Genomic DNA, 20,310 nt, shown 5'->3' on the forward strand with positions numbered 1-20,310 from the left:
CAAAGTGATGGGAGAAACACATGAAGTATATAAAAATAATGAGCATGATTGTATTCATTGGAATATATATGGGAGGTTGTTCGCAAGAAGAGCCGAAAAAAGAAGTAACATCTTCTATGCAGGAAAAAAAACAAGATAACAAGGAAGACGCACCGGTAGAAAAGCAGCAAGAAGAACAAGAAAAGAAAGAAGTTCAAACGAATGAGCAAGTGGAGCATAAGCAGGAGGAAGTGCCGGCCGAGGAAAAGAAAGAGGAAGCTACGCCAGTACAGCCAACTGAGCAACCGCGGCAAAATAATGAACAAAAAGTACAGAGTAATGAAAAACAAGGAAAGTTTCTTGTTGTTATTGATCCAGGGCATCAACAAAAAGCAAATTTAAATTTGGAGCCGATCGGGCCAGGAGCAACGACGCAAAAATATAAAGTGACAGATGGTACAACTGGTGTTGTGACGAAAAAAAGAGAGGCTGTTCTTGTATTAGAAATGGCTTCCGTATTAAAAGAAAAGTTAGAAGCAAAGGGAATACAAGTATTAATGACGAGAACGTCACAAGATGTGGATATAAGTAATAAAGAACGCGCGACATTCGCGAATGATCATAAGGCGAATTTATTTTTACGTCTTCATGTAGATGGCTCTGAAAATCCGAATCAAAGTGGATTTGCTGTATTAACGCCGGCAGAAGGAAGTCCGTACACGAAAGAGATTTATGCTGAAAGTCTTCAAATCTCTCAAACGATTGTAAATAAAATGAGAGAGAATCATCAAGTGAAAGTAAATGGAATTAAATTCAGGGATGACCTTTCTGGATTTAATTGGGCAAAGGTTCCTGGCGTACTATTAGAACTTGGATTTATGTCAAATTCTGAAGAAGATAAAAAATTATCTGACCCACAGTATGTAAATTCTTTATTGCAAAGTGTAACGGATAGTGTAGATGAGTATCGGAAGAGTAAAGCTTAAACGCAGTCTTACATGGAAGGCTGCGTTTTTCCGTATGAAAACACTCGTAAATTAGAATGTTATGGATAAATATGACATGCTTAATTTTACCTGCACTTTTTGCCGAATGCTGATACAATAAAGGATGTTACTATTTAGTAGAAAGAGTGGTAAGCATGTTAGATTGGATGAAAAAGCTGTTTAACAAAGAGGAAGAACAAACAGCGATAAATAAAGAAGTACCAAAGCAAATCGAAAGTCAGCCGAAGATCCCTCGTGTAAACCACTACACTGAAGCAAGAGAAGCACAAATGGCAAGTCGGAATGCAGGTAAATGCCGTTTTCCATTAGTACCGGATAATGGGTTCGATGAAGAGGATGTTATAGCAACAGGGCATTTTGAAGAACAACCTGTTCAAGTTGTAACATATGAAAATCAGCCTACTCAAAGAGGGGTCAAAGTGGAAAGAAGTAGACGACAGTATGTGGAAAAGGTAGTTTCTACATATGAAGAGCCGGAAATGCAATATGAACCGGAGAGAGAGCCTGTCGTAAAGAAAGCATCTGTACCTTCGCAAGAAAGTAACCGTAGACCATTTCGTCCAACAGAAATGATCTCGCCAATTTACGGATATAATCGTCCTTCTGTAGAGAAAAAGGTAGAAAAGCAGGAGGAAAAAAAGGAAAGAGAAGATCTTGAAATATCTGTAGAGGGCAAATCAGTCGTTGATGCATGGTTAGAGAAAAAAGGATATACATTATCTGATTTCTCAGAAGGACAAGCAACGAATTCTTCCAGTCATGAAGGTGTTGATCAGCGAGATCAACAAAGTAAAAAGGAAGAAAAGTCAGTTGTCGATCAATGGCTAGAGAAAAACGGTTATGAAATTGAACGCCAAGAGCCTATAGTAGAAGAAAAAGAAGTGGTTCAAGAAATTAGTGCACAGCAGGCAGTTCCAGCGGGTGAAGTACCTCATCAAACAATTGCTGAGCGTATGGAAGATGCTAAGCAAGAAAGTGATGTAGTGGTCAAAAACATTCTACAAACAGAATTAGTAGATTCTAAAGTAGAGCACGAGGATACAATATTATCAGAAGAAACTAAACGTAATACAGAAATAGAACAACCTACTATTGAAGTAGAAAAGCAAGCTCCAGAAGAATCAGTGATTGTCAAAGCAGAAGAAAAACTTGAAGAAACAATCATCGTGGAAATACCAGAAGAAGTGGAAGTAATTGCAAAAACAGAAGAGTCAGAAGAAGTGGAAGTAATTGCGGAAGCAGAAGAGCTAGAAGAAGTGGAAGTAATTGCGGAAGCAGAAGAGCTAGAAGAAGTAGAAGTAATTGCGGAAGCAGAAGAGCTAGAAGAAGTAGAAGTAATTGCGGAAGCAGAAGAGCTAGAAGAAGTGGAAGTAATTGCAGAAGCAGAAGAGCTAGAAGAAGTAGAAGTAATTACGGAAACGGAAGAGCTAGAAGAAGTAGAAGTAATTACGGAAACGGAAGAGCTAGAAGAAGTGGAAGTAATTGTAGAAGCAGAAGAGCTAGAAGAAGTGGAAGTAATTGCAGAAGCGCCAGAAGAAGCAGAACCTGTAGCGCTTGAGGAAACACAGCAAGAAATGGTTTTAAATGAAGCGATTGAACAAACGAATGAATTCATACATGTTGCTGAGGCTGATGAACAAACGAAAAAAGATGTTCAAAGCTTTGCAAATGTTTTAATTGCAGAAGAACAACGAGTTGTAGAAGAAGCACGGATTGCGGAAGAGCAGTCAGTTGTAGAAGAAGCGCCGATTGCGGAAGAGCAGTCAGTTGTAGAAGAAGCGCCGATTGCGGAAGAGCAGTCAGTTGTAGAAGAAGCGCCGATTGCAGAAGAGCAACGAGTTGTAGAGGAAGCATCGATTGCAGAAGGACAACAAGTTGTAGAAGAAGCACTGATTGCGGAAGAGCAGCCAGTTGTAGAAGAAGCACTGATTGCAGAAGAAAAACAGGTTGTAGAAGAAGCGCCGATTGCGGAAGAACAACGAGTTGTAGAAGAAGCACTGATTGCAGAAGAAAAACAAGTTGTAGAAGAAGCACTGATTGCGGAAGAGCAACGAGTTGTAGAAGAAGCGCCGATTGCGGAAGAACAACGAGTTGTAGAAGAAGCGCCGATTGCGGAAGAACAACGAGTTGTAGAAGAAGCACTGATTGCAGAAGAACGACAAGTTGTAGAGGAAACACCGGTCTTAGAAGAGCAACCAATTGTACAAAAAGAAGAACCAAAACGTCAGAAAAAGCGCCATGTCCCATTTAATGTTGTTATGTTGAAACAAGACAGAACGCGATTAATGGAAAGACATGCGGCTAGAGTAAATGCAATGCAACCTTCTATGAGTGAACGAGTAGAGAATAAGCCTGTCCAACAAGTGGAAGAAAAGCCAATGCAGCAAGTAGTAGTGGAACCACAAGTGGAAGAAAGACCAATGCAACAAGTGGCAGTAGAACCACAAGTGGAAGAGAAACCAATGCAGCAAGTGGCAGTAGAACCACAAGTGGAAGAGAAACCAATGCAGCAAGTAGTAGTAGAACCACAAGTGGAAGAGAAACCAATGCAGCAAGTAGTGGTGGAATCACAAGTGGAAGAACGTCCAGTGCAACAAGTGGTGGTAGAGCAAGTACAAAAGCCAACTTCAAGTACGGAAGTACAAGAGAAAGCATATGTTGTAAATCAAAGAGAGAACGATATGCGAAATGTATTGCAAACACCACCGACATATGCAATTCCGCCATTAACATTGTTGTCAATTCCGCAGCAGGCAGCGTTAGATAATACGGAATGGTTGGATGAACAGAAAGAATTATTAGATACAACATTTAATAATTTCCACGTTGGTGCACATGTTATTAACGTATCGCAAGGTCCAGCGGTAACTCGTTTTGAAGTACAGCCAGATCCAGGTGTGAAAGTAAATAAAATTACAAACTTAAGTGATGATATTAAACTGAGTTTAGCAGCGAAAGATATTCGTATTGAAGCACCGATTCCAGGGAAGAGTGCGATTGGAATCGAAGTTCCAAATAAAGAAAGTAAGCCAGTATTCCTTCGTGAAATTTTAAGAAGTCCTGTGTTTACAAAGAGCGAATCACCGCTTACAGTTGCGCTAGGACTTGATATTTCAGGCGATCCAATTGTAACGGATATTCGAAAAATGCCACATGGACTTATTGCGGGTGCAACGGGTTCTGGTAAAAGTGTGTGCATTAACGCAATTTTAACGAGCATTTTATATAAAGCGAAACCGCATGAAGTGAAGTTAATGTTAATCGATCCGAAGATGGTTGAGCTTGCACCATACAATTCTGTTCCGCATCTTGTAGCACCTGTTATTACGGATGTAAAAGCAGCGACAGCTGCATTAAAGTGGGCGGTTGAAGAAATGGAGCGTCGTTATGAATTGTTTGCGCACGCTGGTGCTCGTGATTTAACTCGTTATAATACGATTGTAAGTGGGCGAGAAATTCCAGGAGAGACATTACCTTATATCGTTATTGTCATTGACGAGTTAGCCGATTTAATGATGGTAGCACCTGGTGATGTTGAGGAAGCGATTTGTCGTATTGCGCAAAAAGCACGTGCTTGTGGTATTCATTTATTAGTAGCAACGCAGCGTCCGTCTGTAGATGTTATTACAGGTTTAATTAAGTCAAACATTCCAACGCGTATTGCGTTTACTGTATCATCTCAAGTTGATTCGCGTACGATTATTGATATTGGGGGCGCGGAGAAATTACTTGGCCGTGGTGATATGCTATTTTTAGGAAACGGTACGTCTAAACCAGTTCGTGTACAAGGTGTATATGTATCGGATGATGAGATTGAGAAAACAGTTGATCATGTGAGAAAGCAAATGAAGCCGAATTACTTATTTAAGCAAGAGGATTTATTAGCGAAAACAGAACAAGCTGAATCGGAAGACGAATTGTTCTTTGATGCATGTCAATTTGTTGTAGAACAAGGGGGAGCGTCCACATCTTCTGTACAGCGAAAATTCCGCATCGGTTATAATCGCGCGGCACGTCTCATTGAAGAGATGGAATCGCAAGGGATTATTTCTGAAGGAAGAGGAACGAAACCGAGAGATGTCCTTATTTCTGAGGATGAATTCGCTGCTATGCAGGAAACAAATGTATAGTAAACGGTTTTGCTGTATACTAATAGAAAATGTTGGATAGTAAAGTAGGGAGTAAAGCGACATGAAAGAAATTGAATTAAAATTAAAAGGTGAAATAAATAGACTAACAAATAGAACATTTAAATTTGACGAACGTGTTGGAGAAGGTTGGTTCTCTGCCGTTTACTTTTTAAAGACTAGAGAAATCATTGAAGAATTTCGCCCGAAAAGTGTTGTGACGATGCAATTTTTCCAAAAGGAAAATGCAGTTCTTTGCGGAACAGATGAAGTGATTGCGTTGCTACAAACATTCGCCAAAAATCCTGAGGAACTTGAAATTAACTCTTTAAAAGATGGCGATAATATTAGTCCGTTTGAAACAGTGTTAACAATTCATGGTCCTTATGAAAATTTCGGATTTTTAGAAGGTGTCATTGATGGGATTTTAGCCCGTCGTACATCAGTTGCGACAAACGTATATAACGTTGTCCAAGCTGCGCGTAGTGTAGATAAAGAAAAACCAGTTATTTTCATGGGAGATCGTGACGATCATTATACGCAACAAGCTGGTGACGGTTATGCAGCATACATCGGAGGTATGAGCGCACAAGCGACGCATGCGATGAATGAATGGTGGGGTAGAAGTGGTATGGGGACAATGCCTCACGCATTAATTCAAATGTTTAATGGTGATGTTGTGGAAGCGGCAAAAGCATATCATAAGAAATTCCCAGAAGATGAATTAGTTGTATTAATTGATTACAATAATGATGTCATTACAGATGCACTTCGCGTAGCGCGTGAATTTGGATCAACATTAAAAGGTGTACGTGTAGATACGTCGCGCACGATGATTGATCAATACTTCATTCGCCACCCAGAAGTACTTGGAACATTCGATCCACGTGGTGTAAACCCATCGCTTGTATTCGCACTTCGTAAAGCACTTGATGAAGAAGGATTCCAGCATGTAGACATCGTTGTAACTGGTGGATTTGATGAGAAGCGTATTCGTGAATTTGAAGCTCAAAACGTACCTGTTGATATATACGGAGTAGGAAGTAGCTTATTAAAAATGAATATTGGCTTTACTGGTGATAACGTAGAATTAAATGGAAAACCAGAAGCGAAAGCTGGTCGTAAATATCGTCCAAACCCACGTCTAGAGCGTGTTCAATTAGAAAAAAGAGAAGATATGTAAAAGAGAGAAAAACTGATAGGTGATTGACCCTATCAGTTTTTCTGTTATCATAGTATAGCGGCTTCTTTTTTGCTATAATGGATTTGTTATGGACATAAAAAAGAAGTACGTACGAGTTTATCCTGATAAGTGAAGGGAAAGAATAACTTCACTACATCAAAAATGTATGATGATTACCAAAATAAGAAAAGATTCATATACTGTCTTATAGATAGGCCGTTGTATTAGTTCGAAATGTTGGAGGTTCTTTAAGATGACAGTTTACCATTTTGTAGGAATTAAAGGAACAGGAATGAGTTCATTAGCTCAAATTCTTCATGACATGAAGCATACTGTTCAAGGGTCTGATTATGAAAAGCGTTTCTTTACACAAACAGCGTTGGAAAAGCGTAATATCTCGATCCTTCCTTTTGATAAAAATAATGTAAAAGAAGGACAAGTGATTATTGCAGGAAATGCATTTCCTGATACGCATGAAGAAATCGTAGTAGCAAAAGAATTAAACATCCCAGTACATCGTTACCATCACTTCTTAGGCGATCTTATGAACCAATACACAAGTGTTGCTGTAACTGGTGCACATGGAAAAACATCAACAACTGGTTTGTTAGCCCATGTAATGCAAGGTGCACACCCTACATCTTACCTCATTGGAGATGGAACGGGGCATGGGGTAGAAAATAGTAAGTATTTTGTATTTGAAGCTTGTGAGTATCGTCGTCATTTCTTGTCTTACAATCCAGACTATGCAATTATGACAAACATTGATTTTGATCATCCAGATTATTTCTCAGATATCAATGATGTATTCAATGCATTCCAAGAGATGGCATTGCAAGTGAAAAAAGGTATTATTGCATGTGGAGATGATGAAGAACTTCAAAAAATTCAAGCGAAAGTACCTGTTATTTTCTATGGATTTGGAGAAGATAATGATTTCCAAGCACGTAACATTCAAAAGAGAACAGATGGTACTATTTTCGATGTATTCGTTCGTAATACGTACTATGACACGTTCAAAATTACAGGATACGGCAACCACAGCGTATTAAATGCATTAGCAGTAATCGCGCTTTGCCATTATGAAAACGTTGATGTAGAAGCAGTTAAGCATCAGTTAACAACTTTTGAAGGCGTAAAACGTCGCTTTAATGAAAAGCCAATGGGAGAGCAAGTTATTATCGATGACTACGCACACCATCCGACAGAAATTAATGCAACGATTGAAGCAGCTCGTCAAAAACATCCAGAGCGTGAAGTTGTCGCTGTATTCCAGCCGCATACATTCTCACGTACAGAAAAGTTCTTAGATGAGTTCGCTGAAAGCTTAAGCAAAGCTGACCAAGTATACTTATGTGATATTTTTGGATCAGCGCGCGAAAACAAAGGTGAATTAACAATCGAAGATCTGCAAAAGCGTATTGACGGTGCAGAACTAATTACAGATACAACAACGGATGTATTAAAGAAACATAAAAACGGCGTTCTCATTTTCATGGGCGCAGGAGACATCCAAAAATTCGAAGCAGCTTACGTAAAAGAAGTTCAAATTGCAGAGAAGTAAGAAAAAAGACGCATAGCGGTGGCTGTGCGTCTTTTTTGTTGTGTTCGATATATTTTAAAAAGCGTTGATATGTTGGTATTGTTTATTTTTTTGGTATAGTTGTTTTAATAAAACGATATAAATTGAACTGAAAAGTACATATCCGATTAAATAATAGAATGAAAACATATCGAATTGTTTTGTTATCATAATTCGAATAGCGAAAAAGCTGAATGGGAGAGCAATTAGCAGTCTTGAACTGATGAAAATAATTGTTTTAAAGTATTTTAATAAATCTATATTCCAATGGTTTTCTCTAAAGATAAACCAAATGTTGCTTGCAATAAAGGCTAGTAAAAATGGTAAATTAGCAGAAAAATTTATAAAACCGAGTACAATAGGCACTGATAAAGCGCCGAGTGGACCGATAGATAGGCCGGAATAATATTTAATAAATGTATTTGTAGATTGCTGTGCATCTTGAATAACATCTGTATATTCTCCTGCAATTTCCTTTGCTAATTCTTTTGGAGGAAGAAATTCTTCAATCACTTGTGAAGGAATGCTCGCTAATGGTATCCCTCCACTTTCTTTACATAATGCATTTTCATATAAATCCGATTTGATCTCTAGCACATGTTGTTCTCTTGCTGACGTAGGTAGGTTCATTAAACCTTTATGAAGATTGTGTAAGAAAGAAGCAATGAGTTCATTTGAAAAGAATTGTTCTTTATTCATTTTTTATCCTCTTCTTTAGCTAGTAACATTAGAGCTTGATATACCGCATCATAATCATGTAAGCGACTATGTAAAATTTCTCTCCCTTCGTCTGTAATGCGATAGTATTTTCTTTTTGGGCCATCACCGGACTCTTCCCAATAGGAAATAGCCCAATTGTTTTTCGTGATTCGATTTAATATAGGGTAAATCGAACCGTTCGGGATATGAAACACAGGGATATCTTGTAAGGCACTTGTAATTTCGTATCCGTACATAGGTTGTTTACTTATTAAAGACAAAATAGCGAGATCAAAAACACCTTTACGTAATTGAATTATAAAATTATCATTTTTTTCCATACTTTAACTATATATGATTCATATCTAGATATCAATCATATATAGTTGTTGTTCTTATATCAAATCGAAAAAAGTGTGAATATTTAACATTTTGTATCTATAAGTGTTAGAATAATAAGAAAACTAAAAGGGGCTAAAAAGCATGTTCACACTTCGAGTAGATGACGAAATCGAATTACAGTTATTAGAGAAGCATCATAAAGAGGAACTATATCAATTAATAGACCAAAACCGTAATCATTTACGAAGATGGCTTCCTTGGGTAGATGGGACGAAATCTGCTGATGCGTATGATGAAATTTGTCCGATGTGGTTAAAGAAGTTTGCGGAGGGGGACGGTTTTGAAAGTGGTATACGTTATAAAGGAAAGCTAGTTGGGATGGTAGGTATTCATCCAGTAAGTTGGGGGAAGAAAGCGGCAAGTCTCGGATATTATCTGGCAGAGGATGCTGGTGGGAAAGGTATTATGACGCGTAGCGTGAAAGCTGTACTTCACTATGCATTTGAGGATTTAAAATTAAATAAAATGGAAATTAGATGCGGTGTTGAAAATGTGAAAAGCCGCGCTATTCCAGAGCGTTTAGGTTTTAAGTTAGATGGTATTTTAAGAGATGATGAATGGCTATATGATCATTTTCACGATATCGCTGTATATAGTTTACTAGCTTCAGAGTGGAAGGAGATTCGATGAACGAGAAGATACGTATTATTCCGTATGAAAGTACGTTTCAAGATGAAGTAGTAGATCTTATCGTGCATATTCAGCAAAAAGAGTACAATGTCCCCATTACGAAAGAAGAGCAGCCAGACCTACTTGAAATAGAAACATTTTATCAAAGGAATTATGGAAACTTTTGGGTTGCAACTTATGATGGGAAAGTAGTTGGAACAGTAGCTTTATTAGATATTGGGAACGATCAAGTAGCGCTAAGAAAAATGTTCGTAAAAAAAGAATTTCGCGGAAAAGAATGGGGCGCATCACATAAGTTGCTCCAAACAGCAATTTCGTGGGCTGAGAATAAAAAGCTGAAAGATATTTACTTAGGAACGACAGTGAAATTTTTAGCAGCGCATCGTTTTTATGAAAAGAATAATTTCAAAAGTGTGAGTATAGACGAGTTGCCAAAAAGTTTTCCGGTGTTGCAGGTGGATAAGAAATTTTATAGATATATTGTTTAGGAAGGTCATGTAAAAATGGCCTTTTTTTATGAACTAAAATGGAAAAAGTGGTATAATTTAGGTTAGGGGGTGCGTGTATGAACATTCCGATTCAAAGAAGTAAGTCGGTAGTAATTTTCGTTTGTCTCACGTTAGTTTTTATGTTCGTATATCCACTTGTCATGCTTTTCGCAAATAAAGAGCAGTGGATGTCAGCGTTAATTGGAATGGGTTTATGCTTCCTTGTAAATGTGCCACTCGTTTGGGAAGTATTTATTAAAAAGCATAAAGTAGAAAATGGTGTATTGAAGTACGGCATTTTAAATGATGATGTTGTATTAAAAGATATTAGAGTTGTTCGTCAAGTTGGAAAGTATCTTGAAATTACGACGAACGCATACAAAGTACATATGGTTGCGATGCCGCAACATATGAATGAATTCTTGGCGCTTATCGAGAAAGAAAATCCACATGTGAAAATAGAAATGGTAGGTAAGGAATGAAATATGTAAAACCTTTGTTTTGTTTGGAAATTTTGCTGGTGCTTGCTATTTGTACTAGAGTATATATGAAATGGGATCTGCCCTTATATGAACCGATATTAATAGGTACTATCGCAGTGGCGCTGTTATATTATTTTCATTTTCAGCAAACAAAAAACGAAAAAAGTAGCTCTATGTAGTTAGGAGGATTAGAAATGAAAAAAGTCCTTACGTTATTTTTACTTCTGCTAACCGCATCCGTTCTTTTAATAGGGTGTAGTGCGAAGAAGGAAAAGGCTGATATGAACTTTGAAAAGGCACAAAAGGTTGAGATTGAATCGCTTACAGATTCAAATGATAAAAAAGTAATTACCGATAAGAAAGAAATTGAAAAGCTGTTTGAAGTCATGAAAATGGATAAGTGGGAAATGCAGTCGGCTCCTTTAGATACTCCGCAAGGGAAAACATTTAAAATGTACCAAGAGGATACAACAAAATTATCGGAGTCGAGTAAAGATAAAAAGGAATTACATGAAATAGGTACGATGATAGTATATAAAGATGTCCCTTATGTTGAAGTTGAAATGAAAAATAAGAAGATGAGTTTTAAAGTGCCAGAAGATGTGGCGAAAGACTTATTAAAGTATTAAAAAAACGCTCGGAAAAATCCCGAGCGTTTTTATTATTATTTTAAGTTCTCTGGGTTTAAAGCTTCTAATTCAGGTACAACGAAGCGTCCGTCTTTACGTATTAGTACGTCGTCGAAGTAAATTTCGCCGCCGCCGTATTCAGGGCGTTGGATACATACTAAATCCCAGTGAATGTTCGAGTTGTTGCCGTTCCATGCATCGTCGTAAGCTTGTCCAGGAGTGAAGTGGAAGCTACCATCGATTTTTTCATCGAATAGGATATCTCCCATTGGATGTAAGATGTATGGGTTTACGCCGATTGCGAACTCACCAACGAAACGCGCGCCTTCGTCTGTATCGAAGATTTTGTTAATGCGCTCTGTATCGTTTGCAGTTGCTTCAACGATTTGACCGTTCTCAAATTTAAGTTGTACATTTTCAAATGTATAACCGTTGTAAGGAGATGGTGTGTTGTAAGAAACTGTACCGTTAACAGAATCGCGAACTGGTGCAGAGTATACTTCACCGTCTGGAATGTTTAAATGACCAGAGCATTTAATAGCTGGAATGTCTTTAATAGAGAATGTTAAGTCAGTTCCAGGACCAGTTAGGCGAACTTTATCTGTTTTATTCATTAATGTAACAAGGCTATCCATCGCCTTATCCATTTTACCGTAGTCTAAGTTACAAACTTCGAAGTAGAAGTCTTCGAAAGCTTCTGTGCTCATTTTAGCAAGCTGCGCCATAGAAGCATTTGGGTAGCGAAGAACAACCCAGCGCGTTTTCGGAACGCGGATGTCTCTATGAACTTTCTTACCAACTGTTTGACCGTGAATTTGCATTCTTTCACTTGGCACGTCAGCTTGTTCGTTAATGTTATCGCCAGAGCGAAGACCGATATAAGCGTCCATATCTTTCATTACGCTTGCTTCATATGCAGCGATTTGTTCAAAATGTTCTTCAGTAGCACCCATTAATAAAGAGCGATCTACTTGATGATCTTTTAAAGAAACGAATGGGAAACCACCAGCTGCATATGCTTCTTTTACAAGTGCAGTTACAAGTTCTTTTTGTAAGCCAAAGTTTTCAATTAATACTTTTTCGCCTTTTTGTAAGCGAATAGAGTAGTTAATTAAATTGTATGCTAACTTTTCAATGCGTGGATCTTTCATATGTAAAGCCTCCCTACTAATTATGTATCCTCTCCTATTGTAACCTACTTAGTGGAATTTGTTGAATCATTTATGTTAAAGTTAACGAATAAGTATGAAAATTCTAATGAAAAGATAGGGATTAGAACGAAACGGAAAATGATTGTATAATAGGAGAAAGTATGAAAAAGATAAAGGAAGTGATGAAATGCAAGTTCTTTTATATGTAAGTGCGGCTATTATCGCGGTTGCTTTCGCTGTATTAGTAGTATATGTATGCAGAACGTTGTTATCGGTTCAAAAGACGTTAGAAAACGTTGCAAGCACGTTAGAAGGTTTAGAAAAGCAAATGCAAGGGATTAGCGTAGAGACGGAGCAATTATTACATAAAACAAATGCGTTAGCTGATGACATTCAACAGAAGTCACAATCATTAAATAAAGTAGTATCGGGTGTAGATGGAATTGGAACGACAATCCATTCTTTAAATACGAAACTTCGTAATGTATCAGATTCTGTTACGGACGAAATTGAAAATAATGCCGATAAAGTAGCGCAAGTTGTACAGTGGAGTAGCGCAGCAATTGAAGTATACAATCATTATCGTGCGACAAGACAAGAGAAAAAGGTTGAAAAAGAAGAGCGTAAATTAGAAAGACTTGAGAAAAAATCTGAAAAGAAAGAGAAGCGCTCTAGACTTCGTATGAGAGGTGAATCGTGATGAATATGACAAAAGTTGAAACAATTGAAGAGCTTGAAGTATTAGTAGAAAAAAACGAACCTTATGTTCTTTTTAAACATAGTACGACATGCCCGATTAGTCACGGTGCATATACAGAATTTCAAGCGTATTGTAGTGAAGAAAGGGCAGTGCCAGCGTATTACTTATACGTACAAGATGCGAGAGATGTTTCGAATCGTGTTGCAGAACAGTACAGCATTAAACATGAATCTCCGCAAGTGTTATACATAAAAGATGGGATGGTAGTATGGAATACGTCTCATTGGAACATTAAAAAAGACGCTTTAGAAGAGAATATTAAGTAAAAAGAAGCAAGCTAAAGGTGCTTGCTTCTTTTTTTTGTTTTTGTTGAAATATATTTAATGGTACACTGTTAATAGTTCAAATTAAATAACTAGATTGTTGAAAGTAGGTTTTAAGTAATGAAGAAAATGGCATTATCCTTCGCGGTCGTAAGTTTATTACTGGGAGCTTGTAGTAATAATACGATTAGTAAGAAGGATGAAGTTATACAGAAGGATACGAAAGAAAAAAGCATGATCCCGAGAACTGCTGTTTCGAAAGATTATTATAGAACTGTAATTCCTTTAAAAGAACAAAAGGTTATAAATACAGCTAATATAAAAACAAATTCTAAATTAGATTTAGCAGAGTATGAAAATGGTTTAATGAATATTGCAAAAGAGCAATTTGATACAGAAAGTCATGTACTGCAATTAAATCAATATATTCCAGAGAAGTTAGTTGATGAATTAGTCGCAAAAGTAGAAGCGCCAGTTTTGACGAATATTATAGAACAAGACTATTTCGGAAAACAGAATTCAAACGAACTAAGTTTATCTGGTGTTATGATCGGTTTAGCCATGTCTTCAAGTGTATCGAATGAAGAAGCTATGTCTAAGGGTACTGAAGTTGCCAAGCAACTTATTGAAGCGATTAATAAAAATGACAAGTATAATAAGTCTCCAATTACGTTTGCTATCTTTAAGCAAGAAAGTACAAGTTCTTTAAAAAATGGAACGTATATTGCTAGTGCTACCGTTCAAAAGAATGATACGAACCTTGGAAATTGGAGTACGATCGATGAACAAGCGTATTCATATCCTTCTGATGAATTTAAACAAGCACATGGAGAAGATAATACAAAAATAACTGACTTTGCTGATGCGATGAAAGGTTTTTCTACTGGAGACTTTATCCCAGTAAATGCTAAGGTTTCTTATAAGAAAAATCAAATGGATACATTAAATATGAATATTGTTATTAAATATAACGGTAAAACAGAATTAATGGCTCTTACCCAGCTGGCTGCTCAAAGTATGTTAGAAAAATTACCTAAAGATGCGAAAGTACAATTGCAGATAAAGTCTGAGAGTAAAATCGAGGCAATTATTATAAAAGAGAAAAACAGCGAAAAACCGTTTGTTTCCTTCTTATAAAAAAAGACAGTGTTTAAACTGTCTTTTTTTATTGTAAGTGAAAATGTACGAGGGGAAAGAGCGACGCGTAATACGCTTCATGTTTCTGCTGTGCCGATTTTAAAGAAAGAAGCATATTTACCTGTCGTTGTCGATATAACGCATTCTACAGGGTGATGTGACCTTCTATTGCCAGCCCAGATCCAGCGCGTATCAAATGAATATCATTGTCGGTTTCTGTCGGTAAGTCGATATATATAAATCGCCGATATAAATTTCATTTACTAACGTACGGCTTAATATACAGTTTGTACTCATGAGATATCTATTTTTTTACAAAAAATGCCCTTTTTTTCATAAAAAATACGAAAATACGAGAAAAGAAGCGAATTTTTTCGAAACTTTTGCGGGAAAATATTGTATGAGCCTGCGTTTTTATCGTATCATTAGTAAAAGGAAGAACTCGGGACGATTGGTGGCATCTGCAAATAGAGTTGATGTCTTTTTTTCATTCAAGTAACCGATACATAAAAATAGATAACAAAAATAGAAGGAGTGTGCGATGAGATGAACGTAACAATTTATGATGTAGCGCGTGAAGCAAACGTTTCAATGGCTACCGTATCACGCGTTGTGAACGGTAATCCAAATGTAAAGCCTACAACAAGAAAGAAAGTATTAGAAGCAATTGATCGTTTAGGGTACCGCCCAAATGCGGTAGCACGTGGACTAGCAAGTAAGAAGACAACTACAGTAGGTGTTATTATTCCTGATATCTCAAATACGTTTTATGCAGAACTTGCTCGTGGAATTGAAGATATCGCAACAATGTACAAATATAACATCATTTTAAGTAACTCTGACCAAAACAAAGAGAAAGAGTTCCATTTATTAAATACGATGCTTGGAAAACAAGTGGACGGAATTGTTTTCATGGGTGAAGATATTACAGACATTCACATTGAAGAATTCAAAAAGTCTCCAGTACCGATCGTATTAGCAGCGTCATTTGATGAGCAAAATGAAACGCCATCAGTAAATATTGATTATACGCAAGCAGCTTACGACGCAATGAAGCACTTTATTGAGCAAGGGCATACGCGTATCGGTTTCGTCTCTGGTCCTTTCATTAATAAAGCGGGAAGCGCGAAGAAGTTACAAGGTTATAAAAAAGCTTTAGAAGAAGCAGGTATTTCATATGATGAAAATCTTATAATCGATGGAGATTACACATATGATTCAGGTATCGAAGCATTCGAAAAGCTTTGGAGCAGTGATGAAAAGCCAACAGCAATCTTCGTATCTTCTGACGAAATGGCACTAGGTGTAATCCATGCAGCACAAGACGCTGGATTAAACGTACCAACTGATGTAGAAGTACTTGGTTTCGATAATACACGCCTTGCATTAATGGTTCGTCCGCAACTTTCAACAGTTGTACAACCAATGTATGATATCGGTGCAGTAGCAATGCGTCTATTAACAAAGTATATGAACAAAGAAAAAGTGGAAGATCACACTGTTATCTTACCTCACCGCATCCAATTTAGAGATTCAACGAAGTAAGTATAAAAAAGCTCACAGCATTCGCTGTGAGCTTTTATTCGTATTCGGGATAGTATTTTTGTACGACTGTATCTACCGTTTCATTTTTCTTAACGTGTAAAAATCTTGCGTATAATTCTTTTCCAGTTTCAAATGGTGTATCGTCTAATTCAAACACATGCAACACTTTTCGAAATGTCCATTTCACTTGCTCATCATACATGTTATCGTACGTATCCTCAGATTGCATAGCGATTTTTCCACCTAGATTGTGTGCTTCTTCTAAACTGTTTGCTTTAACAAGAATAATACTTTCTTCAAAAAGTGTATCGTGATTTCCTTCATAATGCTCATCCATTTTTGTAGGATTAGGCTCACCAGAATGAACAGATTCAAACAATAATTTTACAGCATACATATTATGCTGCATGTTTCACTCTATAAATAATACTTGCGACAAGCGAAGCAGGTATTGTAAATACGTTACTTTGATAGTGATAGTGTATTTGGGATTCTTCATAAGACATGTTGTCATATAGTTCGTTTTGTGACATGTTCATTTTTTTCTGTCTTGTCTTGAGCATCTTAATATAGTTATACTGTATTGGGACGAGAATGATGAAATAGGCTAATACGATTAGTGAAATCCAAATCATATGAACACTCCCTTATAAAGAATATTTATATATGGTAATTCTATCAATTTATACGAAAAATATCCATTTGTTTCTAGTGGTCAATTTCCCTTCCAAAATGCCATTGTTCCTTGTTATATGTCACATAAGTGCAAATTTAACTATTATAGTGCAATGTCATGTATAATAGAAAGAAAAGGCTTGTGAGGGGGGAGAAGAGATGATCGTTCTTTGGATAATTACGCTTTGTATGACTGCTATTTTTGCATATATGACGCTAAAACAAAATGGCTTAAAGCGATTTGTTCCAGGAAGTATTCTTGCAGGAATTGCCCTTATCACGTATGTAATTTCTATTTTTATTGAAAGTGTATCAGTGGACATGAGCACAAGTTTAATGTTCATGGGTATTACACTATTTGCAGGTAGTATTATGGTACTTATGGTTGCAGGTATTATTTTATTTATTCATATGAATTCGGAAACGTTATAGCATATAGAAAAGGCATGTCCCGAGGGGCATGCCTTTTTATCCGTTCAATTATGCTCTATCTTTAGAAGAATTTTGTTGTTTTAATAAGTCGCGAATTTCGCTAAGAAGAACTTCTTCTTTTGTTGGTTCTGGAATTTCTTCTGTCTTTTCTTCTTCTTCTCTTTTAGATGTTAGCTTGTTGAACACTTTAACGAACATAAAGATAGAAGCTGCAATAATTAAGAAATCAAAAATAGTTTGGATGAAGTTACCATACATAACAGCAGATTTACCATATCCAAAATGTAAATCTGTAAAGTTAACGCCACCTAATACCATACCAAGTAATGGTGTGATAATATCTTTTACTAAAGAACTAACGATTTTACCAAATGCAGCACCGATTACAACCCCGACAGCTAAATCGATTACATTCCCTTTGAATGCGAACTTTTTAAACTCGTTCCACATGTGTTAATCCCATCCTTTCCACGATTCAATATGAAATTTATAATTCCTATCAACATATTCTATAGAAATTTGTGAGAGAAATAAAGGGGAAATGGGAATGAAAGTAAATTCTGAAAAATGTATCCGTTTTAATTTTTGTTTACATTCTCCAATAGAGATTGCAGCAGTTGCTGCGTTTTTAATCCTTCTAATCCATCTACAACAGGCTTTGTATCTCCTTGTACACATTCAATAAAATGATGAACAGCATCTTCAAAACCACGTTGTTTTAACGTCGTATCCCATGATTGTGAACCAATCTGAGAAACTGCATTTTCCTGCTCAACTTCAAATGTGTTCATATTTTTTACGCGAATGATTTTACCTGTCGTTACAAGTTCAATTTGTTCTAAATTTGTACCGGCGTGGCGATGCATTGCGGTAGAAAGTAACAGTCCACTTGGCGTTGTATATGTGTGATGTCCGTAAAGAAGTTCATTCTTTTCATTTATTTGCATCATATTATGAACGACGTTAAGATCATCATTAGCTAACCAGCGAGCAGTATCTACAATATGTAAGTAATCATCTAACATAGTAAAGTCATACGTATATGGCCCCACTTTATTTGTGCGGTGTTTTTCAATTCGAACCCATGAAATATTATGAGCTTGCTCTTTTGCAGCAACATACATAGGAACGAATCGGCGATTAAATCCGACCATTAACTTTCTGTTATGCTTTTCGCTCAACTCGACTAGTTGCTCAGCTTGTTCCACTGTAGCTGCTAGCGGCTTATCAACATAAACGTCAATTCCTTTTTTCAGAAGTTCAGAAACGATTTCATAATGTGTAGCAGTTGAACTATGGACGAAGATTGCATCACATTCTGAAGCTAACGTTTCAATAGAATGAAAGTCTTGAATGCGGTATTGTTGGCAAACTTGTTTCCTTTTCTCCGCGTTAGGTGTAAACACCCCTACAAAATTCCAATCTGTTTCTTTTGTAAGTGTTGGAAGATAGGCCTTTTGCGCAATACTTCCAAGTCCAATCATCCCAATTTTAGGTTTATTCATATGTATTCCCACCCTATTCATATTGATATAACGGGTTAAATGTAGCATAGAGCGGGGGAGGATGGCAAAAATTAGCTTTTACTTATATCCTTCTAGCAAAATCTTTTCTATCTCTTTAAAGTTATGAGCATGTTGCAATGGAGGGAACATCATTATTGTCATGCATATCGGAATCTGTAAAAAAGATATATAAGGTAATTTATGTTAAAATATAAAAATTGATAAAGCGTCTGTGTCAAAACGCACGATAGTTTGAGAGGGAGTGCTAGATTTTTGGGGCTGAATTAAAGGATAATAAATCAAACAAGGCTTTAAAGGTTGGAACTAATATCATACTTGTTTTATTACTAATAGGTGCAGTACAAATGTTTTATGATAAAGATTATACAAATGATCATTTCGGTGGGTTATTTATAATGGTCTTTTTTGGAATTAAAATAATTTCTAATTTTATGATGAGTATAAAAGAAGGAGATAAAAAGTCGATATTCATTGATGTAGGTTTGATGATTTTTTTGTTCTTCTTGTTGTTTCTAGTGTGAAATACTTCTTTTGAAAAAAGCTCATAGTCTTATAGAGACTGTGAGCTTTCCTTAATAATAACGGTACTAATGTAGCAATTTATAAAATGTTCGAGTAGTAGAAGTAAACTGAGCAGCTTCTTCCAAAAAGGGATAATGGTTACTCTCTTCAAATGTCACAAAAATAGAATTGCGTATGCCCTCATGCATCTCGATAGAATACTGAATCGGGCACTGCACATCGTGTCTTCCGCATATAATAAGCGTCTTTGTTTTCATAGAAGGTAAATGTTCTCGTAAATTAAATGTTGGATATTCGTGAGAGAAAGCGTTCATCCGGCTAGCAGACATTGTTTTTTTGATTGGTTTACAAAAATAAGAGTTGTAGTTTTCAGGTTTATACAATGATAATTTTGTTCTCTCAGTAGATAGTTCTTTCCGTTCTTCACTTGTAAGGTGAGGGCTTTTTAAATTTTCGATGAGATGTTGCATATAATGAAATTGTGGATGTTCTGGATGGATAAATACAAAAAGGTGTTTCGGTGTAGTTGCTTGCTGCGGCTCCGACGATGACTAATGATTGTAAGGAATTTGGATATGTAATCGTATATAAAAGTCCAAGCATACCGCCTGTTGAGTGGCCAGCGAAATGCCATGTTGGGAGTTGTAAAGCTTCCCGTATTGCTTCTAAGTCGTGAACTGTTTCAATCATACTTAATTCGTTTTCTGCCTTGGCTTTTGCAGAGTTACCAGCGTTTCGTAAATTAATGAGCAATACACGATGCGTAGCAGTGAAAACATTCGCAAAGTAATCACCAGTTTCATTAAATTGTGAATAGTGATGTGTAATGCAAAGCGGTTCGCCACTTCCTTTTGTAAAGATTTCAAATGTGCCACGTTTCGTGTTGATTATTTGTTGTGTCCACATAATATAACGACCTTTTCTCATAAAAGTTGGACCATTTAATTATGAAATAAAATATATCAGCGATTTTTGAAATATATCGGCGGTTATTAAAATATATCAGCGATTCTTGAAATATATCAGCGATTATCAAAATATATCGACTTACCGACAGAAACCGACAATAATAGCAAGCTATAAATAAAAGG

22 protein-coding genes and 2 pseudogenes are annotated in these 20,310 nt (G+C 36.6%); 16 read left to right on the top strand and 8 right to left on the bottom strand.

What is annotated here, in order from left to right; translation table 11 throughout:
* The first annotated feature begins 20 nt into the window (after positions 1-20).
* The 4 genes from ABH961_RS19135 (at position 21) to murC (ending at position 7,860) form a co-directional block, all read left to right on the top strand.
* A complete protein-coding gene (locus ABH961_RS19135; RefSeq protein ID WP_404519811.1) occupies positions 21-965 on the top strand; it encodes an N-acetylmuramoyl-L-alanine amidase in 945 nt (314 codons plus the stop codon).
* A 155-nt stretch (positions 966-1,120) separates the two neighbouring features.
* On the top strand, positions 1,121-5,116 hold the full coding sequence (locus ABH961_RS19140) for a DNA translocase FtsK (protein WP_404519813.1): 3,996 nt from the start codon (positions 1,121-1,123) through the stop codon (positions 5,114-5,116).
* A 61-nt stretch (positions 5,117-5,177) separates the two neighbouring features.
* Complete coding sequence (locus tag ABH961_RS19145; protein ID WP_000658380.1) at positions 5,178-6,296, top strand: nicotinate phosphoribosyltransferase; 1,119 nt, start codon at positions 5,178-5,180, stop codon at positions 6,294-6,296.
* A gap of 253 nt (positions 6,297-6,549) precedes the next feature.
* On the top strand, positions 6,550-7,860 hold the full coding sequence (gene murC / locus ABH961_RS19150) for a UDP-N-acetylmuramate--L-alanine ligase (RefSeq protein WP_098068777.1): 1,311 nt from the start codon (positions 6,550-6,552) through the stop codon (positions 7,858-7,860).
* Between the two features lie 54 nt (positions 7,861-7,914).
* Here murC and ABH961_RS19155 read toward each other — a convergent pair whose 3' ends face one another.
* The gene (locus ABH961_RS19155) at positions 7,915-8,577 is read right to left on the bottom strand and encodes a hypothetical protein (protein ID WP_404519815.1); all 663 of its coding nucleotides are present in this window, start codon (positions 8,575-8,577) and stop codon (positions 7,915-7,917) included.
* On the bottom strand, positions 8,574-8,918 hold the full coding sequence (locus tag ABH961_RS19160; protein WP_404519817.1) for a PadR family transcriptional regulator: 345 nt from the start codon (positions 8,916-8,918) through the stop codon (positions 8,574-8,576). Before ABH961_RS19160 ends, ABH961_RS19155 begins: the two co-directional genes overlap by 4 nt.
* Positions 8,919-9,060: 142 nt before the next feature.
* Between ABH961_RS19160 and ABH961_RS19165 the strand changes: the two genes are divergently transcribed.
* From ABH961_RS19165 to ABH961_RS19185, 5 genes are all read left to right on the top strand, one after another.
* Positions 9,061-9,609, top strand: coding sequence for a GNAT family N-acetyltransferase (locus ABH961_RS19165; protein ID WP_107134913.1), 549 nt, complete (start codon positions 9,061-9,063; stop codon positions 9,607-9,609).
* Entirely contained in the window at positions 9,606-10,097 is a 492-nt protein-coding gene (locus ABH961_RS19170) for a GNAT family N-acetyltransferase (RefSeq protein WP_048544501.1), read from the top strand. The genes ABH961_RS19165 and ABH961_RS19170 overlap by 4 nt, the downstream gene beginning before the upstream one ends.
* 77 nt (positions 10,098-10,174) lie before the next feature.
* A complete protein-coding gene (locus tag ABH961_RS19175; RefSeq protein ID WP_098642618.1) occupies positions 10,175-10,579 on the top strand; it encodes a PH domain-containing protein in 405 nt (134 codons plus the stop codon).
* A complete protein-coding gene (locus ABH961_RS19180; RefSeq protein WP_048544498.1) occupies positions 10,576-10,758 on the top strand; it encodes a hypothetical protein in 183 nt (60 codons plus the stop codon). Before ABH961_RS19175 ends, ABH961_RS19180 begins: the two co-directional genes overlap by 4 nt.
* Positions 10,759-10,773: 15 nt before the next feature.
* On the top strand, positions 10,774-11,208 hold the full coding sequence (locus ABH961_RS19185) for a hypothetical protein (RefSeq protein ID WP_048544496.1): 435 nt from the start codon (positions 10,774-10,776) through the stop codon (positions 11,206-11,208).
* A gap of 35 nt (positions 11,209-11,243) precedes the next feature.
* Here the strand turns inward: ABH961_RS19185 and ABH961_RS19190 are convergent, their stop codons facing one another.
* Entirely contained in the window at positions 11,244-12,359 is a 1,116-nt protein-coding gene (locus ABH961_RS19190; protein WP_048544494.1) for an aminopeptidase, read from the bottom strand.
* A gap of 187 nt (positions 12,360-12,546) precedes the next feature.
* Here ABH961_RS19190 and ABH961_RS19195 point away from each other — a divergent pair, with 187 nt between their 5' ends.
* The 5 genes and pseudogenes from ABH961_RS19195 to ccpA all read left to right on the top strand — a co-directional run bounded on the left by ABH961_RS19195 (position 12,547) and on the right by ccpA (position 16,064).
* On the top strand, positions 12,547-13,059 hold the full coding sequence (locus tag ABH961_RS19195; protein WP_098642620.1) for a DUF948 domain-containing protein: 513 nt from the start codon (positions 12,547-12,549) through the stop codon (positions 13,057-13,059).
* Positions 13,059-13,385, top strand: coding sequence for a bacillithiol system redox-active protein YtxJ (gene ytxJ / locus ABH961_RS19200; RefSeq protein WP_001057490.1), 327 nt, complete (start codon positions 13,059-13,061; stop codon positions 13,383-13,385). Before ABH961_RS19195 ends, ytxJ begins: the two co-directional genes overlap by 1 nt.
* A gap of 117 nt (positions 13,386-13,502) precedes the next feature.
* Positions 13,503-14,519: a CamS family sex pheromone protein gene (locus ABH961_RS19205; protein ID WP_098642621.1), complete on the top strand. Its 1,017-nt coding sequence runs from the start codon at positions 13,503-13,505 to the stop codon at positions 14,517-14,519.
* A gap of 54 nt (positions 14,520-14,573) precedes the next feature.
* Positions 14,574-14,672, top strand: a pseudogene (locus tag ABH961_RS19210) (hypothetical protein); the annotation flags it as partial.
* Between the two features lie 393 nt (positions 14,673-15,065).
* Complete coding sequence (gene ccpA / locus ABH961_RS19215) at positions 15,066-16,064, top strand: catabolite control protein A (protein WP_001103309.1); 999 nt, start codon at positions 15,066-15,068, stop codon at positions 16,062-16,064.
* 34 nt (positions 16,065-16,098) lie between these two features.
* Here ccpA and ABH961_RS19220 read toward each other — a convergent pair whose 3' ends face one another.
* Both ABH961_RS19220 and ABH961_RS19225 read right to left on the bottom strand, forming a co-directional pair.
* Positions 16,099-16,461 (bottom strand): DUF4288 domain-containing protein, encoded by a 363-nt coding sequence (locus ABH961_RS19220; protein WP_141500208.1) that lies wholly within the window; start codon positions 16,459-16,461, stop codon positions 16,099-16,101.
* Between the two features lies 1 nt (position 16,462).
* Positions 16,463-16,699, bottom strand: a complete 237-nt coding sequence (locus tag ABH961_RS19225; RefSeq protein ID WP_404519820.1) for a DUF3949 domain-containing protein — start codon at positions 16,697-16,699, stop codon at positions 16,463-16,465.
* 199 nt (positions 16,700-16,898) lie between these two features.
* On the opposite strand from ABH961_RS19225, the gene ABH961_RS19230 reads away from it, so the two are divergent.
* The gene (locus tag ABH961_RS19230) at positions 16,899-17,171 is read left to right on the top strand and encodes a DUF3917 domain-containing protein (RefSeq protein ID WP_000636592.1); all 273 of its coding nucleotides are present in this window, start codon (positions 16,899-16,901) and stop codon (positions 17,169-17,171) included.
* Between the two features lie 48 nt (positions 17,172-17,219).
* Here the strand turns inward: ABH961_RS19230 and mscL are convergent, their stop codons facing one another.
* Together mscL and ABH961_RS19240 are read right to left on the bottom strand one after the other, a co-directional pair.
* A complete protein-coding gene (gene mscL / locus ABH961_RS19235; RefSeq protein WP_000267007.1) occupies positions 17,220-17,621 on the bottom strand; it encodes a large conductance mechanosensitive channel protein MscL in 402 nt (133 codons plus the stop codon).
* A gap of 128 nt (positions 17,622-17,749) precedes the next feature.
* Positions 17,750-18,676, bottom strand: a complete 927-nt coding sequence (locus ABH961_RS19240) for a Gfo/Idh/MocA family protein (protein WP_404519822.1) — start codon at positions 18,674-18,676, stop codon at positions 17,750-17,752.
* A 269-nt stretch (positions 18,677-18,945) separates the two neighbouring features.
* Here ABH961_RS19240 and ABH961_RS19245 point away from each other — a divergent pair, with 269 nt between their 5' ends.
* Positions 18,946-19,218 (top strand): hypothetical protein, encoded by a 273-nt coding sequence (locus ABH961_RS19245; protein ID WP_098076391.1) that lies wholly within the window; start codon positions 18,946-18,948, stop codon positions 19,216-19,218.
* A 66-nt stretch (positions 19,219-19,284) separates the two neighbouring features.
* Here the strand turns inward: ABH961_RS19245 and ABH961_RS19250 are convergent.
* Positions 19,285-20,146: pseudogene (locus ABH961_RS19250) on the bottom strand (alpha/beta fold hydrolase).
* Positions 20,147-20,310: the final 164 nt, after the last annotated feature.

Source organism: Bacillus sp. RC251 (assembly GCF_044908765.1).
GTDB classification, from domain to species: domain Bacteria; phylum Bacillota; class Bacilli; order Bacillales; family Bacillaceae_G; genus Bacillus_A; species Bacillus_A wiedmannii.

What these genes read in the sequence shown, in the direction of transcription:
- ABH961_RS19230 (WP_000636592.1), top strand. Translation starts at nt 16,899, where the DNA reads ATGATCGTTCTTTGGATAATTACGCTTTGTATGACTGCTATTTTTGCA.
- ABH961_RS19180 (WP_048544498.1), top strand. Translation starts at nt 10,576, where the DNA reads ATGAAATATGTAAAACCTTTGTTTTGTTTGGAAATTTTGCTGGTGCTT.
- ccpA (WP_001103309.1), top strand. Translation starts at nt 15,066, where the DNA reads ATGAACGTAACAATTTATGATGTAGCGCGTGAAGCAAACGTTTCAATG.
- ABH961_RS19145 (WP_000658380.1), top strand. Translation starts at nt 5,178, where the DNA reads ATGAAAGAAATTGAATTAAAATTAAAAGGTGAAATAAATAGACTAACA.
- mscL (WP_000267007.1), bottom strand. Translation starts at nt 17,621, where the DNA reads ATGTGGAACGAGTTTAAAAAGTTCGCATTCAAAGGGAATGTAATCGAT.
- ABH961_RS19240 (WP_404519822.1), bottom strand. Translation starts at nt 18,676, where the DNA reads ATGAATAAACCTAAAATTGGGATGATTGGACTTGGAAGTATTGCGCAA.
- ABH961_RS19225 (WP_404519820.1), bottom strand. Translation starts at nt 16,699, where the DNA reads ATGATTTGGATTTCACTAATCGTATTAGCCTATTTCATCATTCTCGTC.
- ABH961_RS19190 (WP_048544494.1), bottom strand. Translation starts at nt 12,359, where the DNA reads ATGAAAGATCCACGCATTGAAAAGTTAGCATACAATTTAATTAACTAC.
- ABH961_RS19195 (WP_098642620.1), top strand. Translation starts at nt 12,547, where the DNA reads ATGCAAGTTCTTTTATATGTAAGTGCGGCTATTATCGCGGTTGCTTTC.
- ABH961_RS19185 (WP_048544496.1), top strand. Translation starts at nt 10,774, where the DNA reads ATGAAAAAAGTCCTTACGTTATTTTTACTTCTGCTAACCGCATCCGTT.
- ABH961_RS19175 (WP_098642618.1), top strand. Translation starts at nt 10,175, where the DNA reads ATGAACATTCCGATTCAAAGAAGTAAGTCGGTAGTAATTTTCGTTTGT.
- ABH961_RS19160 (WP_404519817.1), bottom strand. Translation starts at nt 8,918, where the DNA reads ATGGAAAAAAATGATAATTTTATAATTCAATTACGTAAAGGTGTTTTT.
- ABH961_RS19140 (WP_404519813.1), top strand. Translation starts at nt 1,121, where the DNA reads ATGTTAGATTGGATGAAAAAGCTGTTTAACAAAGAGGAAGAACAAACA.
- murC (WP_098068777.1), top strand. Translation starts at nt 6,550, where the DNA reads ATGACAGTTTACCATTTTGTAGGAATTAAAGGAACAGGAATGAGTTCA.
- ABH961_RS19205 (WP_098642621.1), top strand. Translation starts at nt 13,503, where the DNA reads ATGAAGAAAATGGCATTATCCTTCGCGGTCGTAAGTTTATTACTGGGA.
- ABH961_RS19165 (WP_107134913.1), top strand. Translation starts at nt 9,061, where the DNA reads ATGTTCACACTTCGAGTAGATGACGAAATCGAATTACAGTTATTAGAG.
- ABH961_RS19135 (WP_404519811.1), top strand. Translation starts at nt 21, where the DNA reads ATGAAGTATATAAAAATAATGAGCATGATTGTATTCATTGGAATATAT.
- ABH961_RS19170 (WP_048544501.1), top strand. Translation starts at nt 9,606, where the DNA reads ATGAACGAGAAGATACGTATTATTCCGTATGAAAGTACGTTTCAAGAT.
- ytxJ (WP_001057490.1), top strand. Translation starts at nt 13,059, where the DNA reads ATGAATATGACAAAAGTTGAAACAATTGAAGAGCTTGAAGTATTAGTA.
- ABH961_RS19155 (WP_404519815.1), bottom strand. Translation starts at nt 8,577, where the DNA reads ATGAATAAAGAACAATTCTTTTCAAATGAACTCATTGCTTCTTTCTTA.
- ABH961_RS19220 (WP_141500208.1), bottom strand. Translation starts at nt 16,461, where the DNA reads ATGTATGCTGTAAAATTATTGTTTGAATCTGTTCATTCTGGTGAGCCT.